The sequence below is a fragment of the Salinarimonas sp. genome, from assembly GCF_040111675.1.
In the GTDB taxonomy this organism is placed as follows: domain Bacteria; phylum Pseudomonadota; class Alphaproteobacteria; order Rhizobiales; family Beijerinckiaceae; genus Salinarimonas.
On sequence record NZ_CP157794.1, the window covers coordinates 3,843,807 to 3,869,611 of the forward strand.

19 protein-coding genes and 1 pseudogene are annotated in these 25,805 nt (G+C 70.5%); 14 read left to right on the forward strand and 6 right to left on the reverse strand.

Annotated elements, in window-relative coordinates; all coding sequences use genetic code 11:
• Positions 1-264: 264 nt before the first annotated feature.
• The 8 genes and pseudogenes from gltB to ABL310_RS17895 all read left to right on the forward strand — a co-directional run bounded on the left by gltB (position 265) and on the right by ABL310_RS17895 (position 9,295).
• On the forward strand, positions 265-4,989 hold the full coding sequence (gltB, locus tag ABL310_RS17860; protein ID WP_374730340.1) for a glutamate synthase large subunit: 4,725 nt from the start codon (positions 265-267) through the stop codon (positions 4,987-4,989).
• Positions 4,990-5,026: 37 nt separating this feature from the next.
• Positions 5,027-5,290: a BrnT family toxin gene (locus tag ABL310_RS17865; protein ID WP_349368352.1), complete on the forward strand. Its 264-nt coding sequence runs from the start codon at positions 5,027-5,029 to the stop codon at positions 5,288-5,290.
• Positions 5,274-5,531: pseudogene (locus ABL310_RS17870) on the forward strand (BrnA antitoxin family protein); the annotation flags it as partial. The gene ABL310_RS17865 and the pseudogene ABL310_RS17870, both read left to right, overlap by 17 nt.
• A 3-nt stretch (positions 5,532-5,534) precedes the next feature.
• On the forward strand, positions 5,535-5,786 hold the full coding sequence (locus ABL310_RS17875; RefSeq protein ID WP_349372089.1) for a DUF2283 domain-containing protein: 252 nt from the start codon (positions 5,535-5,537) through the stop codon (positions 5,784-5,786).
• The gene (locus ABL310_RS17880) at positions 5,776-5,970 is read left to right on the forward strand and encodes a hypothetical protein (RefSeq protein WP_349368353.1); all 195 of its coding nucleotides are present in this window, start codon (positions 5,776-5,778) and stop codon (positions 5,968-5,970) included. Before ABL310_RS17875 ends, ABL310_RS17880 begins: the two co-directional genes overlap by 11 nt.
• A gap of 95 nt (positions 5,971-6,065) precedes the next feature.
• The gene (locus ABL310_RS17885) at positions 6,066-7,493 is read left to right on the forward strand and encodes a glutamate synthase subunit beta (RefSeq protein WP_349368354.1); all 1,428 of its coding nucleotides are present in this window, start codon (positions 6,066-6,068) and stop codon (positions 7,491-7,493) included.
• A 108-nt stretch (positions 7,494-7,601) separates the two neighbouring features.
• Positions 7,602-8,252 carry a DUF1007 family protein gene (locus tag ABL310_RS17890; protein WP_349368355.1) on the forward strand — a complete coding sequence of 217 codons (651 nt, stop codon included), beginning with the start codon at positions 7,602-7,604 and terminating at the stop codon, positions 8,250-8,252.
• Between the two features lie 8 nt (positions 8,253-8,260).
• Entirely contained in the window at positions 8,261-9,295 is a 1,035-nt protein-coding gene (locus ABL310_RS17895; protein WP_349368356.1) for a nickel transporter, read from the forward strand.
• Positions 9,296-9,453: 158 nt separating this feature from the next.
• Here ABL310_RS17895 and ABL310_RS17900 read toward each other — a convergent pair whose 3' ends face one another.
• From ABL310_RS17900 to ABL310_RS17910, 3 genes are read right to left on the reverse strand one after another with little or no spacing between them, the layout of a single operon-like run.
• Positions 9,454-11,079 (reverse strand): phospholipase D-like domain-containing protein, encoded by a 1,626-nt coding sequence (locus ABL310_RS17900; protein WP_349368357.1) that lies wholly within the window; start codon positions 11,077-11,079, stop codon positions 9,454-9,456.
• A 44-nt stretch (positions 11,080-11,123) separates the two neighbouring features.
• Complete coding sequence (locus ABL310_RS17905; RefSeq protein ID WP_349368358.1) at positions 11,124-11,642, reverse strand: RES domain-containing protein; 519 nt, start codon at positions 11,640-11,642, stop codon at positions 11,124-11,126.
• Positions 11,643-11,649: 7 nt separating this feature from the next.
• Positions 11,650-11,970 (reverse strand): XRE family transcriptional regulator, encoded by a 321-nt coding sequence (locus ABL310_RS17910; RefSeq protein ID WP_349368359.1) that lies wholly within the window; start codon positions 11,968-11,970, stop codon positions 11,650-11,652.
• A 199-nt stretch (positions 11,971-12,169) separates the two neighbouring features.
• Between ABL310_RS17910 and ABL310_RS17915 the strand changes: the two genes are divergently transcribed.
• Positions 12,170-13,267 (forward strand): trypsin-like peptidase domain-containing protein, encoded by a 1,098-nt coding sequence (locus ABL310_RS17915; protein WP_349368360.1) that lies wholly within the window; start codon positions 12,170-12,172, stop codon positions 13,265-13,267.
• A gap of 471 nt (positions 13,268-13,738) precedes the next feature.
• Here ABL310_RS17915 and ABL310_RS17920 read toward each other — a convergent pair whose 3' ends face one another.
• Positions 13,739-17,290 carry an indolepyruvate ferredoxin oxidoreductase family protein gene (locus ABL310_RS17920; protein ID WP_349368361.1) on the reverse strand — a complete coding sequence of 1,184 codons (3,552 nt, stop codon included), beginning with the start codon at positions 17,288-17,290 and terminating at the stop codon, positions 13,739-13,741.
• 632 nt (positions 17,291-17,922) lie between these two features.
• Complete coding sequence (locus ABL310_RS17925; RefSeq protein WP_349368362.1) at positions 17,923-18,228, reverse strand: hypothetical protein; 306 nt, start codon at positions 18,226-18,228, stop codon at positions 17,923-17,925.
• Positions 18,229-18,415: 187 nt separating this feature from the next.
• Here ABL310_RS17925 and ABL310_RS17930 point away from each other — a divergent pair, with 187 nt between their 5' ends.
• Together ABL310_RS17930 and ABL310_RS17935 are read left to right on the forward strand one after the other, a co-directional pair.
• Positions 18,416-19,849 (forward strand): diguanylate cyclase, encoded by a 1,434-nt coding sequence (locus tag ABL310_RS17930; protein WP_349368363.1) that lies wholly within the window; start codon positions 18,416-18,418, stop codon positions 19,847-19,849.
• Between the two features lie 133 nt (positions 19,850-19,982).
• A complete protein-coding gene (locus tag ABL310_RS17935; RefSeq protein ID WP_349368364.1) occupies positions 19,983-22,136 on the forward strand; it encodes a malate synthase G in 2,154 nt (717 codons plus the stop codon).
• 153 nt (positions 22,137-22,289) lie between these two features.
• Here ABL310_RS17935 and ABL310_RS17940 read toward each other — a convergent pair whose 3' ends face one another.
• A complete protein-coding gene (locus ABL310_RS17940) occupies positions 22,290-22,946 on the reverse strand; it encodes an aspartate/glutamate racemase family protein (RefSeq protein WP_349368365.1) in 657 nt (218 codons plus the stop codon).
• 77 nt (positions 22,947-23,023) lie between these two features.
• Between ABL310_RS17940 and hydA the strand changes: the two genes are divergently transcribed.
• The 3 genes from hydA to ABL310_RS17955 all read left to right on the forward strand — a co-directional run bounded on the left by hydA (position 23,024) and on the right by ABL310_RS17955 (position 25,795).
• Positions 23,024-24,493 carry a dihydropyrimidinase gene (gene hydA, locus ABL310_RS17945; RefSeq protein ID WP_349368366.1) on the forward strand — a complete coding sequence of 490 codons (1,470 nt, stop codon included), beginning with the start codon at positions 23,024-23,026 and terminating at the stop codon, positions 24,491-24,493.
• 123 nt (positions 24,494-24,616) lie between these two features.
• Positions 24,617-25,288, forward strand: a complete 672-nt coding sequence (locus ABL310_RS17950) for a response regulator transcription factor (protein WP_349368367.1) — start codon at positions 24,617-24,619, stop codon at positions 25,286-25,288.
• Between the two features lie 252 nt (positions 25,289-25,540).
• Complete coding sequence (locus tag ABL310_RS17955) at positions 25,541-25,795, forward strand: DUF6460 domain-containing protein (RefSeq protein ID WP_349368368.1); 255 nt, start codon at positions 25,541-25,543, stop codon at positions 25,793-25,795.
• Positions 25,796-25,805 lie beyond the last annotated feature (10 nt).

The window sequence follows — 25,805 nt, forward strand, 5'->3', positions numbered from 1 at the left end:
ATGAACGCTCGCGCCCCGCGCGATCGAGATACGAAACCCACCGCCCGCGCGACGACGCGGGCGATGCGGGTGCGCCACGGCTGATCTCCAGCCGCCGGACGCCCGCCTGAGGTGCGGGCGCCCCCTCCCCCGAGCGTCCACGCCTCCCTTGAAAAGCGGTCCGCCCGGTCGATGTCGCGATCCGGGCGGCGAGGTTCCGCCGTATGGCGGTTGTCGGCGACGGGGCGCGAGGACGCGTCCCGATCCGAGCGCGAGGATCGAACGATGAGCGAGACGGTGATGCACGGGTTCGGCGCGAGCGAGCGCGAGGGGCTTTCCGCGAACACGGCCAAGGCCGTCGCGACCACGCCCCTCGTGGTGCGCGATCCCGCCCTGCCCAAGGCCACCGGCCTCTACGACCCCGCGCACGAGAAGGATTCGTGCGGCGTCGGCTTCGTCGCCGACATGAAGAACCGCCGCACGCACGGGATCGTCGAGATGGGCCTCGACATCCTGCGCAACCTCGATCATCGCGGGGCGGTCGGCGCCGACCCGAAGATGGGCGACGGCTGCGGCATGCTGACCCAGATCCCGCATCGCTTCTTCGCCGGCGAATGCGCCAAGCTCGGCATCTGGCTCCCCGAGCCGGGCGAGTACGGCGTGGGCATGCTGTTCATGCCGCGCGACGCGGAAGGCTACCGCATCGTCTGCGAGATCGTCGAGAAGGCGATCCACGACGAGGGCCTGGCGCTGCTCGGCTGGCGCGACGTGCCGGTCGACAATTCGGACTTGTCGGAGAACGTCAAGGCGAGCGAGCCGCTGCACCGCCAGATCTTCGTCGGCAAGACCAAGGACGAGGACGAGGCCACCTTCGAGCGCCGCCTGTTCGTCGCGCGCAAGGTGATCTCGAACGCCGTCTACCAGCTCGAGGACGCGCGCTGCGCCGGCTACTACCCGGTGAGCATGTCGGCGCGCACCATCGTCTACAAGGGCATGGTGCTGGTCACGCAGCTGGGCGAGTATTTCAAGGATCTGGCCGACCCGCGCTTCGAGAGCGCGCTCGCCCTCGTCCACCAGCGCTTCGCGACGAACACCTTCCCGACCTGGCAGCTCGCCCACCCCTACCGGATGGTCGCGCACAACGGCGAGATCAACACGCTGCGCGGCAACGTCAACTGGATGGCGGCCCGGCAGGCGAGCGTCGATTCGGAGCTGTTCGGCAACGACATCTCGAAGCTGTGGCCGATCTCCTACGAGGGCCAGTCCGACACCGCCTGCTTCGACAACGCGCTCGAGTTCCTGGTGCGCGGCGGCTACTCGCTCGCCCACGCCATGATGATGCTCATCCCCGAGGCCTGGGCGGGCAACCCGCTCATGGACGAGGATCGGCGCGTCTTCTACGAGTACCACGCCGCGCTGATGGAGCCGTGGGACGGCCCCGCCGCCATCGCCTTCACCGACGGCCGCCAGATCGGCGCGACGCTCGACCGCAACGGCCTTCGCCCGGCGCGCTACCTCGTCACCGAGGACGACCTCGTCGTGCTCGCCTCCGAGATGGGCGTGCTGCCGATCCCGGAGGAGAAGATCGTCGAGAAGTGGCGCCTGCAGCCCGGGCGCATGCTGCTGATCGACCTCGAGCAGGGCCGCATCGTCGCCGACGAGGAGATCAAGAAGGAGCTCGCCGCCGCGAACCCCTATCGCGACTGGCTGAAGAACACGCAGATCGTGCTGGAGGACCTCAATCCCGTCCAGCCGCGCCAGTCGCGCACGGACGTGTCGCTGCTCGATCGCCAGCAGGCCTTCGGCTACACGCAGGAGGACCTCAAGCTCCTGATGCAGCCCATGGCCGTCACCGGCCAGGAGGCGGTGGGCTCGATGGGCGCCGACACGCCGATCTCGGCGCTCTCGGACAAGGCCAAGCTGCTCTACACCTATTTCAAGCAGAACTTCGCCCAGGTGACGAACCCGCCGATCGACCCGATCCGCGAGGAGCTCGTCATGAGCCTCGTGTCCTTCATCGGGCCGCGGCCGAACATCCTCGACCTCGAGGGCACCGCGCGGCGCAAGCGCCTCGAGGTGCGCCAGCCGATCCTGACCAACCAGGATCTCGAGAAGATCCGCTGCATCGGCCATTTCGAGGACCGCTTCGACACGAAGACCCTCGACATCACCTACCCGGCCGAGCAGGGCTCCGCCGGCATGGAGGGCGCGCTCGAGCGGCTGTGCGACCGCGCCGAGGCGGCCGTGCGCGGCGGCTACAACATCATCATCCTGTCCGACCGGCAGGTGGGGCCCGACCGCATCCCGATCCCGGCGCTGCTCGCCACGGCGGCGGTGCACGTCTACCTGATCCGCAAGGGCCTGCGCACCTCGGTCGGCCTCGTGGTCGAGACGGGCGAAGCGCGCGAGGTGCACCATTTCGCCTGCCTCGCCGGCTACGGCGCGGAGGCGATCAACCCCTATCTCGCCTTCGACACGCTGGCGGCGATGATGGACGAGATGCCGGCGGAGGTGGATTCCACCGAGGTCGTGCAGCGCTACATCAAGGCGATCGACAAGGGCCTGCTCAAGGTCATGTCGAAGATGGGCATCTCGACCTATCAGTCCTATTGCGGCGCGCAGATCTTCGACGCGGTCGGCCTCTCCTCGGAATTCGTGACGCGCTACTTCTTCGGCACGGCCACCACGATCGAGGGCGTCGGCCTGCCGGAGGTCGCCGAGGAGGCGGTGATCCGCCACAAGGACGCCTTCGGCGACGCGCCGGTCTACCGCGACGCGCTCGACGTCGGCGGCGAGTACGCCTTCCGCCTGCGCGGCGAGACGCACGCCTGGAACCCGGACACGGTGGCGACGCTCCAGCACGCCGTGCGCATGAAGGCGGACGAGCGCTATCGCGAATATTCCCGGCTGGTGAACGAGCAGGAGAACGCCTTCAAGACCGTGCGCGGGCTCCTGCGGATCCGCACCGCGGAGGAGGCCGGCCGCGCGCCGGTTCCGCTCGCGGAGGTCGAACCGGCGGTGGAGATCGTCAGGCGCTTCTCCACGGGCGCCATGTCCTACGGCTCGATCTCGAAGGAGGCGCACGAGACGCTCGCGCTCGCCATGAACGAGCTCGGCGGCAAGTCCAACACCGGCGAGGGCGGCGAGGAGCCCGAGCGCTACCGGCCGATGGCCGACGGGCGCTCCAAGCGCTCGTCGATCAAGCAGGTCGCGTCCGGCCGCTTCGGCGTGACGGCGGAATACCTCGTCAACTCCGACATGATGCAGATCAAGGTCGCGCAGGGCGCCAAGCCCGGCGAAGGCGGCCAGCTGCCCGGCCACAAGGTCGACGCCAAGATCGCCAAGGTGAGGCACTCGACGCCGGGCGTCGGCCTGATCTCCCCGCCGCCGCACCACGACATCTACTCCATCGAGGATCTGGCGCAGCTGATCTTCGACTTGAAGAACGTCAACCCGGCGGCGGACGTGTCGGTTAAGCTCGTCTCGGAGGTCGGCGTCGGCACGGTCGCGGCGGGCGTCGCCAAGGCGCGCGCCGATCACATCACCATCTCGGGCTACGAGGGCGGCACCGGCGCCTCGCCGCTGACCTCGATCAAGCACGCCGGCTCGCCCTGGGAGATGGGGCTCGCCGAGACGCACCAGACGCTCGTCGTCAACCGTCTGCGCGGGCGCGTGGCGCTGCAGGTCGACGGCGGCCTGCGCACCGGCCGCGACGTGGTGATCGGCGCGCTGCTCGGGGCCGACGAGTTCGGCTTCTCGACGGCGCCGCTGATCGCGGCGGGCTGCATCATGATGCGCAAGTGCCACCTCAACACCTGCCCGGTCGGCGTCGCGACGCAGGACCCGGTGCTGCGCAAGCGCTTCAAGGGCCTGCCCGAGCACGTGGTGAACTACTTCTTCTTCGTCGCGGAGGAGGTGCGCGAGCTCCTCGCCGAGATGGGCTACCGCTCGCTCGAGGAGGTGGTCGGCCAGACCGACCTCCTGACGAAGCGCGAGGGCGTGAACCATTGGAAGGCGCGCGGGATCGACTTCTCGCGCATGCTGACACGGCCCGACGTCGGCTCCGACGTCGCGATCCGCCACGTCGAGCGCCAGGTCCACCCGATCGCCGAGGTGCTCGACCGCCGGCTGATCGCCGAGGCCGAGCCGGCGCTCGCCCGCGGCGAGGCGGTGACGATCGAGGCCGGCGTCAAGAACGTCGACCGCACGGTCGGCGCCATGCTCTCCGGCGAGGTGGCCAAGCGCTACGGCCACGAGGGCCTGCCGGACGACACGATCACGGTGCGCCTCAAGGGCACCGCCGGCCAGAGCTTCGGCGCCTGGGTCGCCTGCGGCGTCACCCTCGAGCTCGAGGGCGAGGCCAACGACTACGTCGGCAAGGGGCTGTCGGGCGGCAAGCTGATCATCAAGCCCGCGGCCGAGACCAAGGCCGTGGCCGAGCGCTCGATGATCGTCGGCAACACGGTGCTCTACGGCGCGATCTCGGGCGAATGCTATTTCCGCGGCGTCGCCGGCGAGCGCTTCGCCGTGCGCAACTCGGGCGCGGTCGCGGTGGTCGAGGGCGTGGGCGACCACGGCTGCGAGTACATGACCGGCGGCGTGGTGGTGGTGATCGGCCAGACCGGGCGCAACTTCGCGGCCGGCATGTCCGGCGGCATCGCCTACGTGCTCGACGAGGCCGGCGATTTCGGCAAGCGCTGCAACCTGTCCATGGTCGATCTCGAGCCCGTCGAGGAGGAGGAGGACCTGATGCGCCGCCTCCACCACCACGGCGGCGACCTCGAGACCAAGGGCCGCATCGACGTGATGGCGAACATGTCCGGCAAGGACGAGGAGCGCCTGATGCAGCTCATCACCAATCACTTCCAGTACACGGGCTCGACCCGGGCGAAGGCCATCCTCGACGACTGGGCGACGTACCGGACGAAGTTCGTGAAGGTGATGCCGGTGGAGTACCGCCGGGCGCTGCGGGAGATGGAGAAGGCGCGGATGCCGGCCGCGGCGGAGTGAGGGTCTTGACGGCGATCTCTGTAGCTACAATATAGTTATGGAGTTCGTCTTCGATCCGGCGAAAGATGCGGCGAACGTCGCCAAGCACGGCATCTCGCTGGCGCGGACGTCCGACTTCATTCTGGACGTCATGTTTCTGGATGATCGTCGGGACTACGGCGAGGTGCGGTATAGGGCGGTAGGACGGGTTGATGGCGTGCCGCACTTCCTCGTCTTCACGATGTCCCCGACAGCGATCCGAGCGATCAGCCTGCGACGGGCACATATGAAGGAGTACCGGAGATATGTCGGATCCCCGTGAGCCCCGTGAGCCGGTCTTCGACGACGACAATCCCGAGTGGACCGAGGAGGACTTCGCCAAGGCCCGTCCGCCCGAGGAGTTCCTGCCGCCGGAAGCGCTCGCGCTCTTCAAGAGAGGCCGTGGACCGCAGAAGGCGCCGACGAAGCGGCTCGTCAGCCTGAGGCTGAGCCCCGACGTTCTGGAGCGCTTCAAGGCGAGCGGGCCCGGCTGGCAGACCAGGATCGACGGCGTGCTGCGCGAGCACATGCCGGACAGCGGCGAGCACGGAAACGTCCGCGATGCCGGGCTCGAGGCCAAGTACGACGAGGAGACGGATGCGCTGTTCGTGCGCGTGGCCGACGGGGCGATCGTCGATTCCGAGGAGGTTCGACCCGGTCTCGTCATCGACTTCGATGCGAGCGGCAAGATCATCGGCTTCGAGGTGTTGAACGCGCACGAGACGGTGGCGCCGGGCGCGTTCCCGCGTCGGGCGGCGGGAGCGCACGATGAGCGGTGATGAGCGCCCGATCCGCAGCGACCTCGCCAGGATCGACGCGCACGAGATCACGGCGGAGGAATACGCCGAGATTCCCGAGCTGGACGACGCGTTCTTCCAGCGCGCCGATCTCTACGAAGGCGACCGCCTCATCCGGCGCGGTCGCCGGCCGGACGAGAGCGAGACGCATCCCGAGCGGGTGTGAGGATGACGAGAGACGAAGCGGTCCGCGCGCGGGCCCGATCGACGAGGACAGCGTGGCCGGGGCGCCGATCGCGCGGGTGACGAGGACGAGGGACGATGGGTAAGGTCACGGGCTTTCTCGAGTACGATCGCGCCGAGCAGAAGTACGAGCTCGCCGGCGATCGCGTGCGCCACTTCAAGGAGTTCACGCTCCCCCTCGACGAGGGCGACCTGAAGAAGCAGGCGGCGCGCTGCATGGATTGCGGCATCCCGTTCTGCCACGGGCCGAACGGCTGCCCGGTCCACAACCAGATCCCGGACTGGAACGACCTCGTCTACCAGGGCGACTGGGAGGCGGCGGCCAAGGACCTGCATTCCACCAACAACTTCCCGGAATTCACCGGCCGCATCTGCCCCGCGCCCTGCGAGGAGGCCTGCACGCTCAACCTCGAGAACCAGCCGGTCGCCATCAAGACGATCGAGCAGGCGATCGCGGACAAGGCCTGGGACATGGGCTGGGTGAAGCCCGAGCCGCCGAAGACGCTGACCGGGCGCCGCGTCGCGGTGATCGGCTCCGGCCCCGCCGGCCTCGCCGCCGCCCAGCAGCTCGCCCGCGTCGGGCACGAGGTGCACGTCTTCGAGCGCCAGGCCAAGCCCGGCGGCCTGCTGCGCTACGGCATCCCCGACTTCAAGATGGAGAAGCACCACATCGAGCGGCGCGTGAAGCAGATGGAGGCCGAGGGCGTCGTCTTCCACTGCAACGTCGAGATCGGCAAGACGCGCTCCTTCGCCTCGCTGCACAACGAGTTCGACGCCGTGCTGATGGCCGGCGGCGCCGAGAACCCGCGCGACCCGCAGCTGCCGGGCCAGGACCTCGACGGGGTGCACTACGCCATGCCCTTCCTCACCCAGTCGAACCAGCGGGTGAACGACGAGGGCATCCCCGAGGAGGTCGAGCAGGTGACGGCCGCCGGCAAGCACGTCGTCGTCATCGGCGGCGGCGACACGGCGTCGGACTGCATCGGCACCTCCTTCCGCCAGGGCGCGCTCGCGGTGACGCAGCTCGACATCCGGCCCAAGCCCCCGATGATCGAGGACAAGCTGACCGTGTGGCCCTATTGGCCGACGAAGTATCGCACCTCCTCCTCGCAGGCCGAGGGCGCCGAGCGCGAGTTCCAGGCGGCGACGCTCTCGATCGAGGGCAAGAAGGGCAAGGTCGTGGGCGTGCGCTGCGCCCGCGTCGACGAGAAGCGCCAGCCGATCCCGGGCACCGAGTTCACCATCAAGGCGGATCTCGTCTTCCTCGCCATCGGCTTCGCCGGGCCGGTGAAGGAGGGGCTCCTCGCCGAGACGCAGGTCGCGCTCGACCGGCGCGGCAACGTCATGGCCGACGACAAGGACTACCGCACCTCCAGCGAGAAGCTCTTCGTCGCCGGCGACATGCGCCGCGGCCAGTCGCTGGTCGTGTGGGCGATCCGCGAGGGCCGGCAGGCGGCGAAGGCGATCGACGAGTTCCTGATGGGGTCGTCGACGCTGCCGCGCTGAGGCGGGCCGTCGACGTTTCGCCACCTTCGTGGTCCAGGGCTCGTCTTAAGCCTTCGTCAACCATGCGGGCGCAGCCTACCCCCTGCGCCCCGAGGACGATCCCAGCCGATGACGCGTCTTCCCGCCCTGCTCGCCGCCGCCTTCGCCGCCGCGCTTCTCGCGGCGGGTCCCGCGGCGGCGCATCCCCATGTCTGGGTCGAGACGAAGAGCGCGATCGTCCACGACGCGGCGGGGCGCGTCACGGCGGTGAACCACGTCTGGACCTTCGACGAGGGCTACACCGCCTTCCTCGTCCAGGGCCTCGACGAGAACGGCGACGGCGCCTACTCGTCCGAGGAGCTGGCCGAGCTCGCGGAGCTGAACGCCACCTCCCTCGTCGATTTCGATTATTTCACCTTCCTCAAGACCGACGGCGACGAGCGGCTCTTCGCGACGCCGACGGACTACCGCCTCGTCCACGACGGCGCGAACGCGACGCTGCACTTCACCCTGCCGCTCGAGGAGCCGGCCGAGGCCGAGACGGCTTTGGTGCTCGAGGTCTACGACCCGACCTTCTTCGTCTCCTTCCGCATGGTGGACGGCGAGGACGCCGTCACCCTCGCCGGCGGGCCGGAAGGCTGTGCGCTCGACATCGCCCGGGCGAGCGAGGTGCGGCTCGACCAGTTCCAGAACCTGTCCGAGGCCTTTTTCGAGGCGATGACCGCGCCGGAAGAGCTCGGCGTCGACATCGTCAACCGGGCGCTCGTCGCCTGCCCGTGAGGGACACGATGGACGCGCGCTCCCCCGCCGCCTTCCGCGCCGCCTCCCTCGCCGCGCCCGCATCCCGCCCGTGGCTGCGGATCGCGCTCGCGATCGGGGCTGTGGCGCTCGTCGCGGGGCTCGGCGCGCTCATGATCTGGCTGTTCCTCCCCCCTCCCCCGCCGCCGCGGCCCGTGCCCTTCGGCGTCGGCGTGCCCGAGGCCGCGCCGGCGACCGGAGGCTTCGGCGCGGCGCTCGCGGCGTTCCAGAGCGCGTTCTACGACGGGCTGCGCGGGGCGGTCGCCTCGCTGAAGGAGAGCGGGGCGGCGCTGCCGACCCTGGTGGGCCTCGGCTTCGCCTACGGCGTCTTCCACGCCGCCGGGCCGGGGCACGGCAAGGCGGTGATCGCGGCCTACCTCGTCGCCGACGGGCGCGCGGCCTGGAAGGGCTTCGGGCTCTCGCTCGCGGCGGCGCTGCTGCAGGCGGTGGTCGCCATCACCCTCGTGCTCGGCGCGAGCCTCCTCCTCTCCGCCACCGCCCGGCAGATGGACGCCGCGACGCGCGCGATCGAGACCGCGAGCTTCGCCGCGGTGGCGCTGATGGGCGCCGTCGTGGTCTGGCGCAAGGCCGGAGCGCTGGCGCGGCTCGCGGCCTTCGCGCCCGGGATGGCTGCGCCGCCCGGCTGCGACGACGGCTGCGCGCACCTGCCCGACCCGCAGACGCTCTCGCGCATGACGAGCCTGCGCGAGCAGGCGGGCGTCGTCGTCGCGGCGGGCCTGCGGCCCTGCGCCGGGGCGGTCGTCGTCCTGGTCTTCGCCCTGTCGCAGGGCCTCGCCTGGGCCGGCATCGCGGCGACGCTCGCCATGGCGCTCGGCACCGCGCTGACGACGGGGCTCATCGCCACGATCGCCGTCCTGGCGAAGCGCGTGGCGCTCGGCCTCGCCGGCGGCCGCGGCACGGCCGGCGCGCTCGCTATGGGCGCGCTGGAGCTCCTAGCCGGGGCCTTCGTGCTGGTGGTGGGCCTGGCGCTGCTGATCGGGGTCTCGCAGGTGGCGGCGCTCTGAGCTCGTTGAAAAGAGATGTCATCCCGGACGCCGAAGGCGATCCGGGACCCGGAACCGCGACGTCGGCCTCGAGCGCGCATCGCGCGCTCGGTGCGCCGCGGGTCGGAACGTCGACGGCGTGCGACGCGGCCTGAAGGCCGCGGCACGAGCGTCGGTGTCTATGGGTCCCGGGTCGCCGTTCGGCGCCCGGGATGACATCGATCTGCGATCTCCGATATCGGCCGATCCGAACGGCGCCGCGGCTCCGAGCGGAGCGCCCGCGCCAATCCCCATCCCGCGAGCGCCCCGAGCGCACCCAGAGCCAGCCAATGTCCGGCCGAGAGCCGCGCCGGGCCGGCGCGGCGCTTCCACGGACGCCAGGCGTCGTCCGGCGCGGGCGGGTCGCCGAGATGGTGGGCCGCGGTGAGGGCGCCGAGCGGTCCGGCGCCGCGCGGCGCGAGCCGGCACAGCCGTCTCCCGCGGTCGAGCGCCTCGATGGCCGGGATCAAGCCGCCATGGGCGAGCCGCGCCGCCCGCAGCGCCGCGGGGTCGACACCTAGGAAATGCGCCGGCAGCCGGTCGGCGAGGGCGTCGATCGCCGCGCGGGTCGCCTCCGCGGACAGTCCCGGCTCGGCCTCGATCGCGACGTCGAGCTCGGTATCGAAGCCGAGCGAGCGATTGTTGAGGTTGGCCGAGCCGATGCGCACGAGGCGATCGTCGACCAGCATCACCTTGGCGTGGACGATGGTGGCCCGCCCGTCCGGCGCGTGGGGCGCGTAGGCGCGGAAGCGGCCGTGCCGATCGACGGCGGTCAGGTGCGCCACGAGCGCGTCGCGGGCGGAATCCATCACCATGCGGTCGAAATAGCTCGGCGAATGCGGCGAGAGCACCGCGACGATCTCCGGCCCGTCGGGCTCCGCCAGCCGCGCGGCGAGGGCCTCGCCGATGGCGGGCGCGGCGAGATACTGGTTCTCGAGATAGATCAGCCGCCGCGCCGAACGAATCGCCGCGAGGGCGAGGCGCTCGCCCTCGCGCACCGCCGGCCGGTCGCGATGGCCCGGCGCGGCGCGACTGATCCCGGCGCGGATCTCGGTGAGATCCGGCGCGACCGAGGCCGGCCAGGGGTCGCGCCGCGGCGGCGGGGGCGCGGGGGCGGTCTCGCCCGTCGCCTCGGCCCAGCGCCGCCGGGCGAGATCGCCCAGGGACGCAGCGGCGTCGGCGTCGAGCATCAGCGTGACGCCGTGATGCGGGGGATGCGCCTCGCCCGTCGAGGCGGCCCGCAGCCGGTTCACCCCGCGATGGGCGCGCGTGTCCCAGCGGTCCGGCGCGAAATCGTCGCCCGAGACGAAGGCGAGCGCGTCGTCGACGACGAGGAGCTTCTGGTGGTGGCAGGCGCCGAAAGGCAGGTCGTCGGCGAGCTTGAGGCGGATGCGCGGGTCGAGCCAGAGGGCGGCGCGCTGGGGGAAGAGGTCGCGCGTCACCGAGATCGGCCAGACCATGTCCCAGATGTGGAGGCGCACGTCGAGATCCGGGTTGCGGGCGATCGCCGCGTTCAGCACCGCGCCGATCGTGTCGGGCTCCCCCGGCGCGGCCCGGCGCGGGTCGAGCCGGGTGCGCGGATCGAAGGCCCAGCCGAGCACGATCACCTGACGTTCGGCCTGCGCGATCGCCTGCTTGGCCAGCGCGAAATAGCGGGCGTTGTCGAGGATCACCGCCGCCCGCCGCGCGCGCGGCGCGCGCCAGCAGGTGTCGCCGGGGCGCAGCAGCGGACCGGGGGCGGGCAGAAGCGAGGCGGGCGCGTCCATGGGGGGAGGACGCGAAGGGGCCGGCGGGGGTTCCGGGCGGGGGGTCAGCGCCAGGACGAATCGTCCCGGGGAAGCCGACCACGGTCGTCGACCACCTTTATTCTGTGCGGTAAATCGGGTCCCCAACGCCAGAGAACGACGTTCGACTCATCGTCCGCGACGCCCGGTGCGAAGCTCGGTACGATAGCCCCGGCGGCACCGGCGCGTTGGAGGCGGTCGGCGACGACCCAACTGGGCGGGATGCCTCCGCGTGACGCCACATCTTCCCAAGCGCAGGAGAGATCCGCGGGCGATACCCCGTGGGCGAGACGCTCGGCGGGGTCTGTCAGATCCACGATGTCCTCGCAGTCGATTTCATAAGCGCAGATCGTTTTCGGCTGCGGCTTGAAAGCGAAACCCTGCTGGGCCTCGAGCCACGCGGTCTCGAGCGCCCGCGCCAGGTAGAGGGCCGGTACTCCCCGTCTATTGAAACGCCCCCCTTGTCGACGCGCGCCTTCGCCCGAGGTCGGCACGAACGCCCAACCGGGGTCGTGCGCGCGAGAAAGAAGCCCCCTTAGTCTCACGTCCGGATCACGCGAAGCCGCCGACGGCGATCCGAGAGAGGTATGCCTTCACATGCTCGGCTCGCCCCGCCTTGACGAGATCCTCGGCAGTCTGGTCACCGAAGGAGGGTAACGGCTGCGCGCGATACCACGCGAACGCCTGCGGCAGCGATCCGGCCCAGGGCTGGACACGAGCGATGATCTCCACCACGTCGCGCAGACGCGCCTGTGTCGTGGCGGACTCCAGACGCGCGGTCTTCGAGACGGCATCGCGGGATAGACCAGCAGCGCGCGCCAGTTCGAGCTTGGTCACGTGAAGCCGAGCTGAAAGGCGGCTCGGCTCGACCATGCCTTCTCTCGTGATGAGATCGCTGACGACTTCAGCCGGCATCCCCATGACGCCCCTCCATATGCCTCGTATTCAGGGCGTATAGTGGGGCATCGTCGCCCTGATTACAAGTCGACCCGACCGCGCCACCCCCCTCCCCCCGAACCGTAGCCGCGCGCCGCGCGTTCGTCTCCCGCGATCCCACCCCCGAGGAGACGACGTGACCTCCGGCTTTCTCCGCTTCACCATCGGCGCGCTCGTCGTGCTGTTCGCGCTCTCCGTGGCCGAGCCCTATCTCGTGCGGATCTTCTTCGCCGCCGACGAGCCGCGGGCGATCGCGGTGCGGGGGGATCTCGGCGAGACCGAGATCAACGCCGTCTCCGTGTTCGAGCAGGCCGCGCCGTCCGTGGTGCACGTGTTCGGCCGCTCGGGCGGCGGGCGGAGCCTGCTCGGGCCGCGGGGCGGGGGCGTGCAGTCCGGCTCGGGCTTCGTCTGGGACCAGGCCGGGCACGTCGTCACCAACAACCACGTGGTCGCGGGCGCGGACGAGGTCTCGGTGCGCCTCGCCGACGGGGAGATCGTGCCCGCCAGCATCGTCGGGCGCGCGCCCAACGTCGACATCGCCGTGCTCCAGCTCGCCCGCCCGACGCGCATCCCGCCGCCGCTGCCCATCGGCTCGTCCGACGATCTCGTGGTGGGCCAATGGACCTACGCCATCGGCAACCCGTTCGGCCTCGACCAGACCCTGACCACGGGCGTCATCTCCGCCCTCCAGCGCACGCTGCCCACGGGCCGCGGGCGCGAGATCGCCGACGTGATCCAGACCGACGCCGCCATCAATCCCGGCAATTCCGGCGGGCCGCTGCTCGATTCCGCGGGGCGGATGATCGGGGTGAACACCGCGATCTTCTCGCCGTCGGGCGCGTCCGCCGGCATCGGCTTCGCCGTGCCGATCGCGGTGGTGAACGACGTGGTGCCGCAGCTGATCACCGAGGGCACGGTGCCGACGCCGGGCATCGGCGTCATCGTCGGCGAGGACGCCATCGCGCGCCGCCTCGGCATCGAGGGCGTCGTCGTGCTGCGCGTCGTGCGCGGCTCCCCCGCCGAGGACGCCGGCCTCCAGGGGGTCGACATGCAGACCGGCACGGTCGGCGACATCATCGTCGCCGTGAACGGCGAGCCGGTGGAGAGCTTCTCGGACCTCACCAGCGCGCTCGCCGAGGTGGGCGTCGGCGAGACCGTGCGGCTGCTGGTCCTGCGCGGCGGCGAGCCGCGCGAGGTGAGCGTGGAGACGGCGGACGTGTCGGCGCGGCGGTAGATCCGATCGGTCTACCTCAAGTCATTCGTACTTACACAGCACGGCGTCCGGATTCGTGAAGGGGTTCTCTTGCAGCAACGCACGTCTGTCCGTTCCTGCACATCCGTAAAGAACCCACGCGCGATCGCAGTCAGCTGGAGCCCCCTCGAACGCGATCAGAGCATCCAAGCAAACGCGACCAACCTCGTCTCCTGAGTTTCCTCTTACAGCGTACCCAAACTCCGCCTCAAGCGCGTCCTCAGTATCGAGACGCATCTTGAGGGTTGAGCAGGAACCAGATGCCTGCAGCGCCGTGCAGAAATCCGACGTGATGTCTTGCCAGTCCGATGGCCGCGCCTCAGCCATGGTCGAAATGGATAAGGCGGCCCCGAGAGCGGTAAGCCATGAACACCATACGCGCATGAGAGCCTCTTTAAGCCGTAAGTTGTAGAGCTTGGCTCTCATGCCCGCGCTGTAAAGATCGGAGTTCTACTACTCCGCCGCCTTCGCCATCTCCACCGCCTGCGGGTTCCGCAGCCGCTCGAGCAGAACCCCCTCCTCCGCCTTCGCGGCCTTCAGGTTGCGCTCCTTCACGTGCCCGAAGCCGCGGATCTTGGCCGGGATGGAGGCGAGGCCTACCGCCGTGACGTGCGTCTGCGGGGAGAGGCGGGCCACGATCTCCTCGATCAGGGCCTTGTAGTCGCGGATCAGCTGGCGCTCCGTCTTGCGCTCGGCGGTGTAGCCGAACGGGTCGAACGGGGTGCCGCGCAGGCCCTTGAGCTTCGCGAGCCGGCCGAAGGCCTTCATCATCCAGGGGCCGAAGGTGATCTTCTTCGGCAGGCCGGTCTTCTTGTCCTTGGGCGCGATGAGCGGCGGGGCGAGGTGGAAGGTGTAGCGCAGGTTCTCGCCCTCGAAGGTCTGGTTCACCTGCTCCTGGAACGCGCCGTCGGAATAGAGCCGGGCGACCTCGTACTCGTCCTTGTAGGCCATGAGCTTGAACAGGTTGCGCGCCACCGCCCAGGAGAGCGCGTCCGAGTTCGGGACGCGGTCCGCCTCGGCCTCGCGCACGCGGGCGACGAGGCGCTCGTAGGTCTTGGCGTAGCGCTTCGACTGGTAGGCGGTGAGGAACTCCACGCGCCGGGCCACGGCCTCGTCGAGCGTCTCGGAGAGCGTGCGCGCCCTGGTCGGCGCCTTGAGCGAGGCGACGAGCTCGGCGAGTCCCTCCGGATGCGCCGCCGCGCGCCGGCCGAGGCGGAAGGCCTCGAGGTTCATCGGGACGGCCTCGCCGTTGAGCGCGATGGCGCGCTCGATGGCCGCGGCCGCGAGCGGGATCGCGCCCTTCTGGAAGGCGTAGCCCAGCATCATCATGTTCGCCGCGATGGCGTTGCCGAGCACCGCGGTGGCGATGGCGGTGGCGTCGAGGAAGTCGAGCTTCTCGCCGCCCGCGTGCCGGTCGATCTCGCGGCGCAGGCGCACGGCCGGGAGCGAGAAATCCGGGTTGCGGGTGAAGTCGCCGGGATAGACCTCCGCCGTGTTGACGACGAGCGCCGTGCGCCCGGCGGTGACGCCGGCGAGCACCTTCTTCGTGCCGGTGACGACGAGGTCGCAGCCGAGCACGAGATCGGCCGAGCCCGCCGCGACGCGGATGGCGTGGATCTCCTCCGGCGTGTTGGCGAGGCGCACGTGCGAATAGACCATGCCGCCCTTCTGGGCGAGGCCGGCCATGTCGATCATGCCGCAGCCCTTGCCCTCGAGATGGGCGGCCATGCCGAGGATCGCGCCGATCGTCACGACGCCGGTGCCGCCCACGCCCGTGACGATGCAGTTCCAGGTGCGGTCGATCGCGGGGATCGCGGGCTCCGGCACCGCCTCCGGCAGCGCCTCGGCGGAGCCCGTGACCTTCGCCTTCCTGGGCTTGGCGCCCTCCACCGTGACGAAGGAGGGGCAGAAGCCCTTCACGCAGGAGAAGTCCTTGTTGCAGTTCGACTGGTCGATCTGCCGCTTGCGGCCGAACTCGGTCTCGAGCGGCTGCACGGCGACGCAGTTCGACTGCACGGAGCAGTCCCCGCAGCCCTCGCAGACGAGCTCGTTGATGATCACGCGCTTGTCGGGATCGGGATAGGTGCCGCGCTTGCGGCGCCGGCGCTTCTCGGAGGCGCAGGTCTGGTCGTAGATCAGGACCGAGACGCCGCCCACCTCGGCCAGCTGGCGCTGGACGTCGTCGAGATCGTCGCGGTGGTGGATGGTGATCCCCTCGGGCCACTTCACCGTCTTGGGATACTTGTCCGGCTCGTCCGTCACGAGCGCGATCCGCTCGACGCCCTCGGCGCGGACCTGGCGGGCGATCATGTCGACGGTGATCGCGCCCTCGTGCGGCTGCCCGCCGGTCATGGCGACGGCGTCGTTGTAGAGGATCTTGTAGGTGATGTTGGTCTTGGTGTGGGCGGCCCAGCGCAGGGCGAGAACGCCCGAATGGTTGTAGGTGCCGTCGCCGAGGTTCTGGAAGACGTGGCCGCGCTCGGAGAACGGCGCCTCGCCGATCCAGTTCGCGCCCTCGCCGCCCATCTGGGTGAAGCCTTGCGTGCCGCGCTCCATCCACTGGACCATGTAATGGCAGCCGATGCCGGCATAGGCGCGCATGCCGTCGGGCACCACGGTCGAGGTGTTGTGCGGGCAGCCGGCGCAGAAATGCGGCGTGCGCGAGCCGACGTCGGTCGTCTGCGCCAGCACCTCCTGCGCCGTCTTCAGCCGCGCGACGCGCCCGGCGAGATCGTCGTTGCGATGGTAGCGCAGCAGCCGCTCGCCCAGCGCGATGGCGATCTCGTTCGAATCGAGCGCGCCCTTCACGGGGAAGAGCCAGCGGCCCTCCTCGTCCTTCTTGCCGATGCAGGTCGGCTGGTCGGCGGTGCCGTAGAGCTCCTCGCGGACCTGGACCTCGATGAGCGAGCGCTTCTCCTCGACCACCATGATCAGGTCGAGCCCGCGGGCGAACGCGACGAGCTCGCGCTGCGAGAGCGGCCAGGGGCAGGCGACCTTGTAGAGGCGCAGGCCCATGTCGTTGGCCTTGACCTCGTCGAGGCCGAGCTCATCCATGGCCTGGCGCACGTCGAGATAGGACTTGCCCACCGTGATCACGCCGATCTTCGGCGTGCGACCGCCGGAGAGGACGATCCGGTTGAGGTTGTTGGCGCGCACGAAGGCCATCATCGCGTCGCGCTTGAAGTCGTGGAGGCGCGCCTCCTGCTCGAGGATGCCGTCGCCGGGGCGGATGGAGAGCCCGCCCGGCGGCATGACGAAATCGTCGGGGATCTCGATCTTCACCCGGCCGAGCGAGGCGTCGACGGAGGCGGTCGACTCGATGTTGTCCTTCACGCACTTGAAGGCCACCCACGCGCCGGTGAAGCGGCTCATGGCGTAGCCGTAGAGGCCGTAATCGAGGATCTCCTGAACGCCCGCGGGGTTCAGGATCGGCATCATCACGTCGACGAAATGGAACTCCGACTGGTGCGCCACGGTCGAGCTCTCGGCCGTGTGGTCGTCGCCCATGAGCGCGAGCACGCCGCCATGGGGCGCGGTGCCGGCCATGTTGGCATGACGGAAGACGTCGCCGGAGCGATCGACGCCCGGGCCCTTGCCGTACCAGACGCCGAAGACGCCGTCGTGCTTGCCCTCGCCGCGCATCTGCGCCTGCTGGGCGCCCCACACGGCGGTGGCGGCGAGCTCCTCGTTGAGCCCCGGCTGGAAGACGATGTTCGCGGCCTGGAGCTGCTTCTTGGCGCGGAACAGGTTGAGGTCGAGCCCGCCGATGGGGGAGCCGCGATAGCCCGAGACGAAGCCCGCGGTGTCGAGCCCGGCCAGACGATCGCGCTCGCGCTGCATCAGCAGCATGCGGATGACGGCCTGCGTTCCGGTGAGGAAGACCCGCTCCTTGGAGAGGTCGTACTTGTCGTCGAGCGACACGTCGCGCAGGGCCGTCCCGACCTGCGCCGCAGCCGTCTCGGCGGCGGCCAGCTCGGCCTGGCGGTCGATCCGTACCTCGTCCATGGCTCACTCCTCCTCGCAGCCGCCGACGCCGGTTTCCCCGATCTTGTCCAGCAGTTTACGTCAGTAATGCTGACATAATTCCGCGACCCGGTCAACTTTCGTCGCACGCGCGCGCCGCGCCGTCACCTCTCGGAGATAGGCGCTTTTCCGGAGATTCGCACCGGCGTTCGGAGGCTGCGGATGTGGGCGTCGGCGCGTGGGCGTCGGCGCATGGGCGTCGGCGCATGGGCGAGGTATGCGCCGACCGACTCCCCTCTCCACGAGGGCTACTCGATTCACATATCGTCCCGCGCCGTTGGTCGCGATCAGCGAGCGGCGCCAGCCGCTCGTCCTTCTCCCCGTGGAGAAGGTGCCCCCAAAGGGAGCGGATGTGGGTCGGGATGCAGCGCGAGCCGTGTCCGGATGTGCTCGACAGGGCTGGCTCGCGCGGCATGGGGCCCTCCTCGACCGCATGCCAAAAGCGTCCACTATGTCTAGGCACACCCGTCCACCTTCTCCAGCGTCTGAACAGCCACGAGGGCGAGGGGAGACCGTCCGCGCTCTACGCTTCAGGTCGCGACCGCCTGGCGGAACGCCTTCGCCTAGCGAGACGTGTGCATCTAGCCACGAGGGAGAGGGGAGAGCCGCCTCGTTCATCGCGCGAAGGGCGAGAGCGGCGGCACGGGCCGGGCCGGCGGCGCCCGGTCCGAGAACGGGTCGACGACAATGCCGATCGGGCCCACCGGATAGCCCTCCTCGCGCGCGACCTCGGCGCAATAGGTCTGCGGACCCACCGCGTAGCGGCCGTCCGGCGCCGAGCGGTCGCGGGCGATGGCGTAGCTCCAGGCGTCGCCGCCGCAGGCGCGGGGCGCGACGGCGAAGGCGCCGGCGTCGGAGGCTTGCCCTACGGGCGTCGCGGCGACGGCGAGGAGGACTGCGATGGTGAACGGGCGGAGCATGGCGACGTCTCGTTCTGGCACGGGCGGCCGGGGCGGCCGGGGGCTCGCGGAGGGGTGCGGCAAGCGGCGTGCCGCGGCGATCGTCGGCTCAGCGACCGTTTACAGACAATTCGAACGGTCCAATTCACGCGACCTCATCGGTCCTGCGGCTAAGGCTTGGGCAGACACGAGGAACCGATTCCCTTCGATGACTGCGACCGTCCACACGAGCGATATTCGCGACCATGCGACGGCGCCGCAAGCCGGCGTCGTCCTCGCCGCCTTCGAGGAGCTCGCGACCCCTGACGGACGCGCGCCGGTCGACGTCCTGTTCGACCGTCTCGACGACGCGACCGCCGACGCCGTCGAGCTGCTCGAGCCGTGGGGCGAGAACGACTGGTTCTACCTGCGATTCGGCCCGGCGGTGACGGCGACCTACGGCCTCGACATGGCCGGGCGGCTCGTCTCGGAGATGCCGGATCCGGCGGCGCAGGTCTACCGCACGCTGCTCGACCGCGTTCGCCAGGAGCGCCGACCGATGCTCGCGGTGCACGAATCGCTCGCCGTCCAGCGGGTGAAGACCTGGGAGCGCCTGATCCTGCCCTGCCGCGCGCCCTGCGGCGGCGACCGTATCGCCACCTACGTCGCCCCCCGCTGCTCGCGCGAGGACCTGCTCACCGCCGTGCTCGAGGCCTCGCAGGACGGCATCATGAGCGTGCGCGCCGTGCGCGACCCGCAGGGGCGCATCGTCGACGCGGTGATCGTGACGGCGAACCAGCAGGCCTCCGAATATTCCGGCCATCCGGTCTGGCGGCTGGTGCACGGCTCCTTCAAGGCGCTCTTCCCCGGCCTCGTGGCGCGCCGGGTCTGGGATCGCTGCGTGCGCGTGATCGAGGAGCGCGCCACCGAGCGCTTCGAGATCAACATCTCGCACCGGCGCCTCGACACCTGGCTGCGGGTGACGATCGTGCCGCTCGAGGACGGCTTCGTCATCTCCTTCTGCGACGTGACGGACCTCAAATACGCGCTGATCGAGGCGGAATGCTCGCGCGAGGAGCTCGCCGCCGAGATGGAGCAGCGGCGCGCGCTGGAGGAGGAGCTGCGGCGGCTCTCGCATACCGACGAGCTGACCCAGGCGCTCAACCGCCGCGGCTTCGATGCGGCCCTCAAGCGGGAACTCGCCCTGTCCGAGCGCTACGAGCGGCCGTTCTCGCTGGTCGCCGTCGACATCGACCACTTCAAGCGCATCAACGACGTCTACGGACACGCCGCCGGCGATCGCGTGCTGCGGGCCGTGTCCGACCTCCTGCGCGGCGCCATGCGCGCCGACGCCGACGTGCTCGGGCGCGTCGGCGGCGAGGAATTCGTGCTGCTCCTGCCCGCGACCCGGAAGGAGGGCGCGATGGCGCTCGCCGAGCGCGTGCGCGAGCGCCTCGCCCGCGAGAGCTTCGAGATCTGCGGCGAGACGATCTCCATCACGGGGTCGTTCGGCGTGGCGGAGGGCGAGCGCGGCGCCTGCGAGGACGACGTGCTGCGCGCCGCCGACGCGGCGCTCTACGCCGCCAAGCGCTCCGGCCGCAACCGCGTCTGCCTGGCGCGCCCCTCCGCCGAGGTGATGCGCCCGAGCGCGCTCGCGGGATGACGCTGCGGCAAGAAACGCCCCAATTCTTTCCGTTTGAGAAACAGTGAAACGCCCGTCCATCGATTGAACGCCGCCGCCGCCGTTGCTAGCTGCTAGACTGCACGCGAGATCAACGGCGCGGGAGGAGTGCATCATGACGCAGCGTATCGACGCCTTCGGGCTTCAGGTGGCGAAGGAGCTCCACGCCTTCGTGGAAGAGGAAGCGCTTCCCGGGACCGGGGTCGCTGCGGAAACCTTCTGGAAAGGCCTCTCCGGCCTCGTCCACGACCTGACGCCGAAGAACCGCGCCCTTCTCGCCCGCCGCGACGAGCTGCAGAGCGCCATCGACGCCTGGCATCTCGAGCGCCGGGGCAAGCCGCACGACGCCGCCGCCTACGAGAGCTTCCTGCGCGAGATCGGATACCTGCTTCCCGAAGGTCCGGATTTCGCGGTCGAGACCACCAAGGTCGACCCCGAGATCGCCGACATCGCCGGGCCGCAGCTCGTCGTCCCGATCACCAACGCGCGCTACGCGCTCAATGCCGCCAACGCCCGCTTCGGCTCGCTCTACGACGCGCTCTACGGCACCGATGCGCTCGGCGACCTCCCCGCGGGCGGCGGCTACGATCCCGAGCGCGGGGCGCGGGTCATCGCCTTCGCCAAGGGCTTCCTCGACACGATCGCCCCCCTCGCCCACGGCTCGCACGCGGCCGCGACCGGCTACCGCGTCGAGGGCGGCCGGCTCGTCGTGACGCTGGAGGGCGGCGCCGAGACGGGGCTGAACGACACGAGCCGCTTCGCCGGCTATCGCGGCGGGGCGGACGCGCCGGACGGCGTGCTGATCCGCCACAACGCGCTCCACGCCGAGATCGCGATCGACCGCGCCCACCCGATCGGCAAGACCGACAAGGCCGGCGTCTCCGACGTGATCCTCGAGGCCGCGGTCTCGACCATCATGGACTGCGAGGATTCGGTCGCCTGCGTCGACGCCGCCGACAAGGTGATCGCCTACCGCAACTGGCTCGGCCTGATGAAGGGCGACCTCGCCGCCGAGGTGGCCAAGGGCGGAAAGTCCTTCACCCGCAAGCTCGACCCGGACCGCGTCTACACCGATCCGGAGGGCCGCGAGCTCGCGCTCCACGGCCGCTCGCTGATGCTGATCCGCAACGTCGGCCACCTGATGACCAACCCCGCCGTGCTCGACCGCGAGGGGAACGAGGTCTTCGAGGGCCTGCTCGACGCGATGATCACCTCGACGATCGCGATCCACGACCTGAAGGGGACGGGGCCGGGGAACTCGCGCGCGGGCTCGGTCTACATCGTCAAGCCGAAGATGCACGGGCCCGACGAGGTCGCCTTCACGAACGAGATCTTCGGCCGCGTCGAGGACGCGCTGGGGCTCGAGCGCCACACGCTCAAGGTCGGCATCATGGACGAGGAGCGCCGCACCACGGTGAACCTCAAGGAGTGCATCCGCGCCGCCAAGAACCGCGTGGTGTTCATCAACACGGGCTTCCTCGACCGCACCGGCGACGAGATCCACACCTCGATGGAGGCGGGCCCCGTCGTGCGCAAGAACGACATGAAGGGCACGGCCTGGATCCAGGCCTACGAGAACAACAACGTCGACGTCGGCCTCGCCTGCGGGCTGCCGGGCAAGGCGCAGATCGGCAAGGGCATGTGGGCCATGCCCGACCGCATGCAGGCCATGCTCGAGCAGAAGATCGGCCACCCGATGGCCGGCGCCAACTGCGCCTGGGTCCCCTCCCCCACCGCGGCGACGCTGCACGCGACGCACTACCACAAGGTCGACGTGAAGGCCCGCCAGAAGGAGCTCGCCTCCCGCGAGCGGGCGACGCTCGCCGACATCCTGACGATCCCGCTCGCCGACCGGCCGAACTGGTCGGAGGACGAGGTCCGCTCGGAGATCGAGAACAACGCTCAAGGGATTCTCGGCTACGTGGTGCGCTGGATCGACCAGGGGGTGGGCTGCTCCAAGGTGCCCGACATCCACGACGTCGGCCTGATGGAGGACCGCGCCACCTGTCGCATCTCCTCGCAGCACCTGGCGAACTGGCTGCATCACGGGGTCGTCTCGCGCGACCAGGTGATGGAGACGATGAAGCGCATGGCCGAGGTGGTCGACCGCCAGAACGACGGCGACCCGCTCTACCAGCCGATGGCCCCCGCCTTCGACGGCCCGGCCTTCCAGGCCGCCTGCGACCTCGTCTTCGAGGGCCGCGTGCAGCCTTCCGGCTACACCGAGCCGGTGCTGCACCGGCGCCGGCTCGAGAAGAAGGCGGGCTGAGCGGGAGACGAAAGGCGCGACGCCGCCATCTCCCCGCAGGGGAGGTGGGCCGCGCATGCGGCCCGGAGGGGCGGGTGCGGTCGACGCAGGCCCTCCCCACCCGTCGGCTCTACGAGCCTCCTCCCTTCCCTGCGGGGAGGGCTCGGGGCGTCCTCACCCCGCCAGCACGGCCCCCAGCGCCATCGCCACCGCGGCCTGGGTCGGGTCGACGACGGGGATCCCGAGCTCGGCCTCGAGCGCGGCGCGGTGGCGGGTCATGCCGGTGCAGCCGAGCACGATCGCCTCGGCGCCGTCCGTATCGCGCAGGGTCCGGCCGATCTCGAGCATCCGCCCGAAGGTCGCCTCGCCCGACGCCGTCTCCGCCACCGACATGTCGAGGGAGCGGTCGCCCGCCAGCCTGCCGATGGCGCCGATCTCGCGCAGCGCCCGCAGATGGCGGCGGATCGAGCGGTTCTGGATGGCGATGATGCCGAAGCGGTCGGCGCGGGCGAGCGCGGTGAGCACGCCGGCCTCGCGCACGCCGAGGACCGGCGCGCGGGTCGCCTCGCGGCAGACCTGAAGGCCCGGATCCGAGAAGCAGGCGATGACGTAGGCCGCCGCCTTCTCCCGCGCCACCAGCCGGGCGAGAGGGAGCACCACGCTCTCGATGTCGGCCTGCGATTCGATGCCGAAGGGCCCCTCCTCCAGCGTCGTGCAGTCGATGCGCGGGCCGTCGGGCCGGGCGAAGGGCGCGAGCGCCTCCGCCATGGCGGCGGTCACGCCCGCGTTGCTGTTGGGGTTGATCACGAGGATGCGGGCGTCGGCGCTCATGCGGTTTCCTTTCGCCTCCCATTGAAACCGCGGCCGGGGCGGTGTCCAGTGGCGGCCGCGCGCACAGGAGGTTTCGCATGATCACGCCCGGCTCGGACACGCCCGATCTCGTCATCCGCAACGGCCTCGTCGGCTCGGCCGCGGGCTCCGTCGTCGCCGACGTCGCCATCGCGGGGGAGACGATCGTGGCGGTGGGGCGCGGCCTGCCGCCGGGCAGAGCCGAGATCGACGCGACCGGCAAGATCGTCGTTCCCGGCGGCATCGACAGCCATACCCATATCGAGCAGGTCTCCGCCGGCGGGCTGATGAACGCCGACACCTGGGAGAGCGCGACGCGCGCCGCCGCCTTCGGCGGCACGACCAGCGTCATCGCCTTCGCCGCCCAGCACGTGGGGCTCGACCTCGCCGAGGTCGTCGCCGACTACGAGGCGCTGGCCGCCCGCGGCGCGGTGATCGACCATGCCTTCCACATGATCGTGGCGGACCCGACCGAGGCCGCGCTCGCCCAGCTGCCGGCGCTGATCGAGAAGGGCCATTCCTCGATCAAGGCCTTCATGACCTACGACCGCATCCGCCTCTCGGACGAGCAGCTCCTCGACGTGATGGCGGTGGCCAAGGACAAGGGCGCGATGGTGTGCGTCCACGCCGAGAACCACGGCATCATCTCCTGGACGGTGAAGCGCCTCCTCGCCGCCGGACACACGGCGCCCAAGCACCATGCGCTCTCGCATCCGCGCCTGTCGGAGACGGAGGCCTTCGAGCGGCTGATCCGGTTCTCGCTGCTCCTCGACCAGCCGGTGATGATCTTCCACGTCTCGACCGCCGAGGGCGCGGCGGTGATCCGGCGCTGGCGCGGCGAGGGGGCGAAGGTCTTCGCCGAGACCTGCCCGCAATACCTCTTTCTCACCGCCGCCGACCTCGACCGGCCCGGGCTCGAGGGCGCGAAATGGATGTGCTCGCCCCCGCCGCGCGCCGAGGCCGACCAGGAGGCGCTCTGGCGCGCGCTCGCGCTCGGCGACCTGCAGACCGTCTCCTCCGACCACGCGCCCTATCGCTTCGATGAAACCGGCAAGCTCGCCCACGGCCCGCAGAGCACCTTCAAGCAGATGGCGAACGGGCTGCCGGGGCTCGAGGCGCGCCTGCCGCTCCTGTTCGACGCCATGATCTCGCACGGCCGCGCCGACCTCGACGCCTTCGTCGCGCTCACCGCGACCAACCCGGCGCGGATCTACAACCTGCCGAACAAGGGCGCGCTGCTGCCGGGCTACGACGCCGACGTCGCGATCTGGGACCCGGCGGCGCAGGTGACCTTCTCCGACGAGACGGTCCGCGACGGCACGGGCTACACGCCCTATGCCGGCCGCACCGTGCGCGGCTGGCCCACCACCGTGATCCGCCGCGGGGCGGTGATCGTCGAGGGCGGGCGCATGAGGGCCGAGGCCGGATCGGGGCGGCTGATGCTGCGCGCGGGCGGGCCCGCGGCGCGGGGCACGGGGCGGCGCGAGCCGGAGCTCGACCCCGCCCGCGGCGGCGCGGCTCTGATCTGAACCTCGATCGGGTCCTTCGTGTTCATACCCTCTTGCGCCGGCGCACGAATTCGGCTTCCCCTCGCGGTACGGTAGCAGGACCACACGGTCCCGCGCGCGGTCGAGCGTTGGGGAGGCGGAAGCGTGGACAAGGCGAGCCAGACGACCATCGTGATCGCGGACGATCACCCGCTCTTCCGCGGCGCCCTGCGCCAGGCCGTCACCGGGGTGCTGGCGGACGTCTCGGTGGTCGAGGCCGGCGGGCTCGAGGAGCTGACCGCCGCCCTCGCCAAGGACGCCAACGTCGATATCGTCCTGCTCGACCTCACCATGCCGGGCGTGCAGGGCTATTCGGGCCTCATCTACCTGCGCGCGCAATATCCGGACATCCCGGTCGTCATCGTCTCGGCCAACGAGGATCCGGTGGTGATCCGCCGCGCGGTGGGCTTCGGCGCCTCCGGCTTCATCCCCAAGAGCCTCGACACCGCCGAGATCGGCGCCGCCGTGCAGGCGGTGCTCGCCGGCGACAGCTGGACGCCGCCGGACGTCGACCTCGCGGCCGACGACGACGACGAGGCCGCCGAGATCGCCCGGCGCATGGCGACGCTCACGCCCCAGCAGGTGCGCGTGCTGATGATGCTGTCCGAGGGGCTGCTCAACAAGCAGATCGCCTACGAGCTCGGCGTCTCGGAAGCCACCGTGAAGGCCCACGTCTCGGCCATCCTCCAGAAGCTCGGCGTCGAGAGCCGCACCCAGGCGGTGATCGCCGCCTCGAAGATCGGCGCCACCGCCAAGGCCTCCGCGCCGATCGAGTGACGCGACGGCCGCCATCTCCCCGCAGGGGAGGTGGGCCGCGTCAGCGGCCCGGAGGGGACGGCGCGCTCGATGCGGGCCCTCCCCACCCGTCGGCCCTTCGGGCCTCCTCCCTCCCCTGCGGGGAGGGGTCGTCTCGCCGAGCCCGTCTCGCCGAGCCCCGTCTCGCCGAACCCCGTCTTGCCAAGCCCGCCCTCCCCTGCCATGTGAAGCGCGCATGCGCCCGCCTCGGCGCGTGGGTACCGGAGGCTGCCGATGCAGCGGATCCTGGGCGGCTCGCCCGCCGCCGTGATCACCAAGCTGATCTTCCTGTCGCTGCTCGTCGGCGCGTTCATGTCGCTCGTCGGCATCACGCCGCAGGGGCTCGTGAGCGGCGCGATCGAGGTTCTGCGCGATCTCTGGGAGACCGGCTTCGAGGCCTTCGGCACGCTCGGGCGCTGGCTCGCCTACGGCGCCGTCGTGGTGGTGCCGATCTACGTCGTCGCGCGCCTCCTCTCGGCGCTGCGCTGAGCGCGCCCGT

Coding starts and splice junctions, on each gene's coding strand:
- ABL310_RS17890 (WP_349368355.1), top strand. CDS start 7,602: ATGACGCGTCTTCCCGCCCTGCTCGCCGCCGCCTTCGCCGCCGCGCTT.
- ABL310_RS17940 (WP_349368365.1), bottom strand. CDS start 22,946: ATGAGCGCCGACGCCCGCATCCTCGTGATCAACCCCAACAGCAACGCG.
- ABL310_RS17910 (WP_349368359.1), bottom strand. CDS start 11,970: ATGGTCGAGCCGAGCCGCCTTTCAGCTCGGCTTCACGTGACCAAGCTC.
- ABL310_RS17925 (WP_349368362.1), bottom strand. CDS start 18,228: ATGCTCCGCCCGTTCACCATCGCAGTCCTCCTCGCCGTCGCCGCGACG.
- ABL310_RS17885 (WP_349368354.1), top strand. CDS start 6,066: ATGGGTAAGGTCACGGGCTTTCTCGAGTACGATCGCGCCGAGCAGAAG.
- ABL310_RS17875 (WP_349372089.1), top strand. CDS start 5,535: ATGCCGGACAGCGGCGAGCACGGAAACGTCCGCGATGCCGGGCTCGAG.
- ABL310_RS17895 (WP_349368356.1), top strand. CDS start 8,261: ATGGACGCGCGCTCCCCCGCCGCCTTCCGCGCCGCCTCCCTCGCCGCG.
- ABL310_RS17865 (WP_349368352.1), top strand. CDS start 5,027: ATGGAGTTCGTCTTCGATCCGGCGAAAGATGCGGCGAACGTCGCCAAG.
- gltB (WP_374730340.1), top strand. CDS start 265: ATGAGCGAGACGGTGATGCACGGGTTCGGCGCGAGCGAGCGCGAGGGG.
- ABL310_RS17880 (WP_349368353.1), top strand. CDS start 5,776: ATGAGCGGTGATGAGCGCCCGATCCGCAGCGACCTCGCCAGGATCGAC.
- ABL310_RS17930 (WP_349368363.1), top strand. CDS start 18,416: ATGACTGCGACCGTCCACACGAGCGATATTCGCGACCATGCGACGGCG.
- ABL310_RS17955 (WP_349368368.1), top strand. CDS start 25,541: ATGCAGCGGATCCTGGGCGGCTCGCCCGCCGCCGTGATCACCAAGCTG.
- ABL310_RS17935 (WP_349368364.1), top strand. CDS start 19,983: ATGACGCAGCGTATCGACGCCTTCGGGCTTCAGGTGGCGAAGGAGCTC.
- hydA (WP_349368366.1), top strand. CDS start 23,024: ATGATCACGCCCGGCTCGGACACGCCCGATCTCGTCATCCGCAACGGC.
- ABL310_RS17920 (WP_349368361.1), bottom strand. CDS start 17,290: ATGGACGAGGTACGGATCGACCGCCAGGCCGAGCTGGCCGCCGCCGAG.
- ABL310_RS17900 (WP_349368357.1), bottom strand. CDS start 11,079: ATGGACGCGCCCGCCTCGCTTCTGCCCGCCCCCGGTCCGCTGCTGCGC.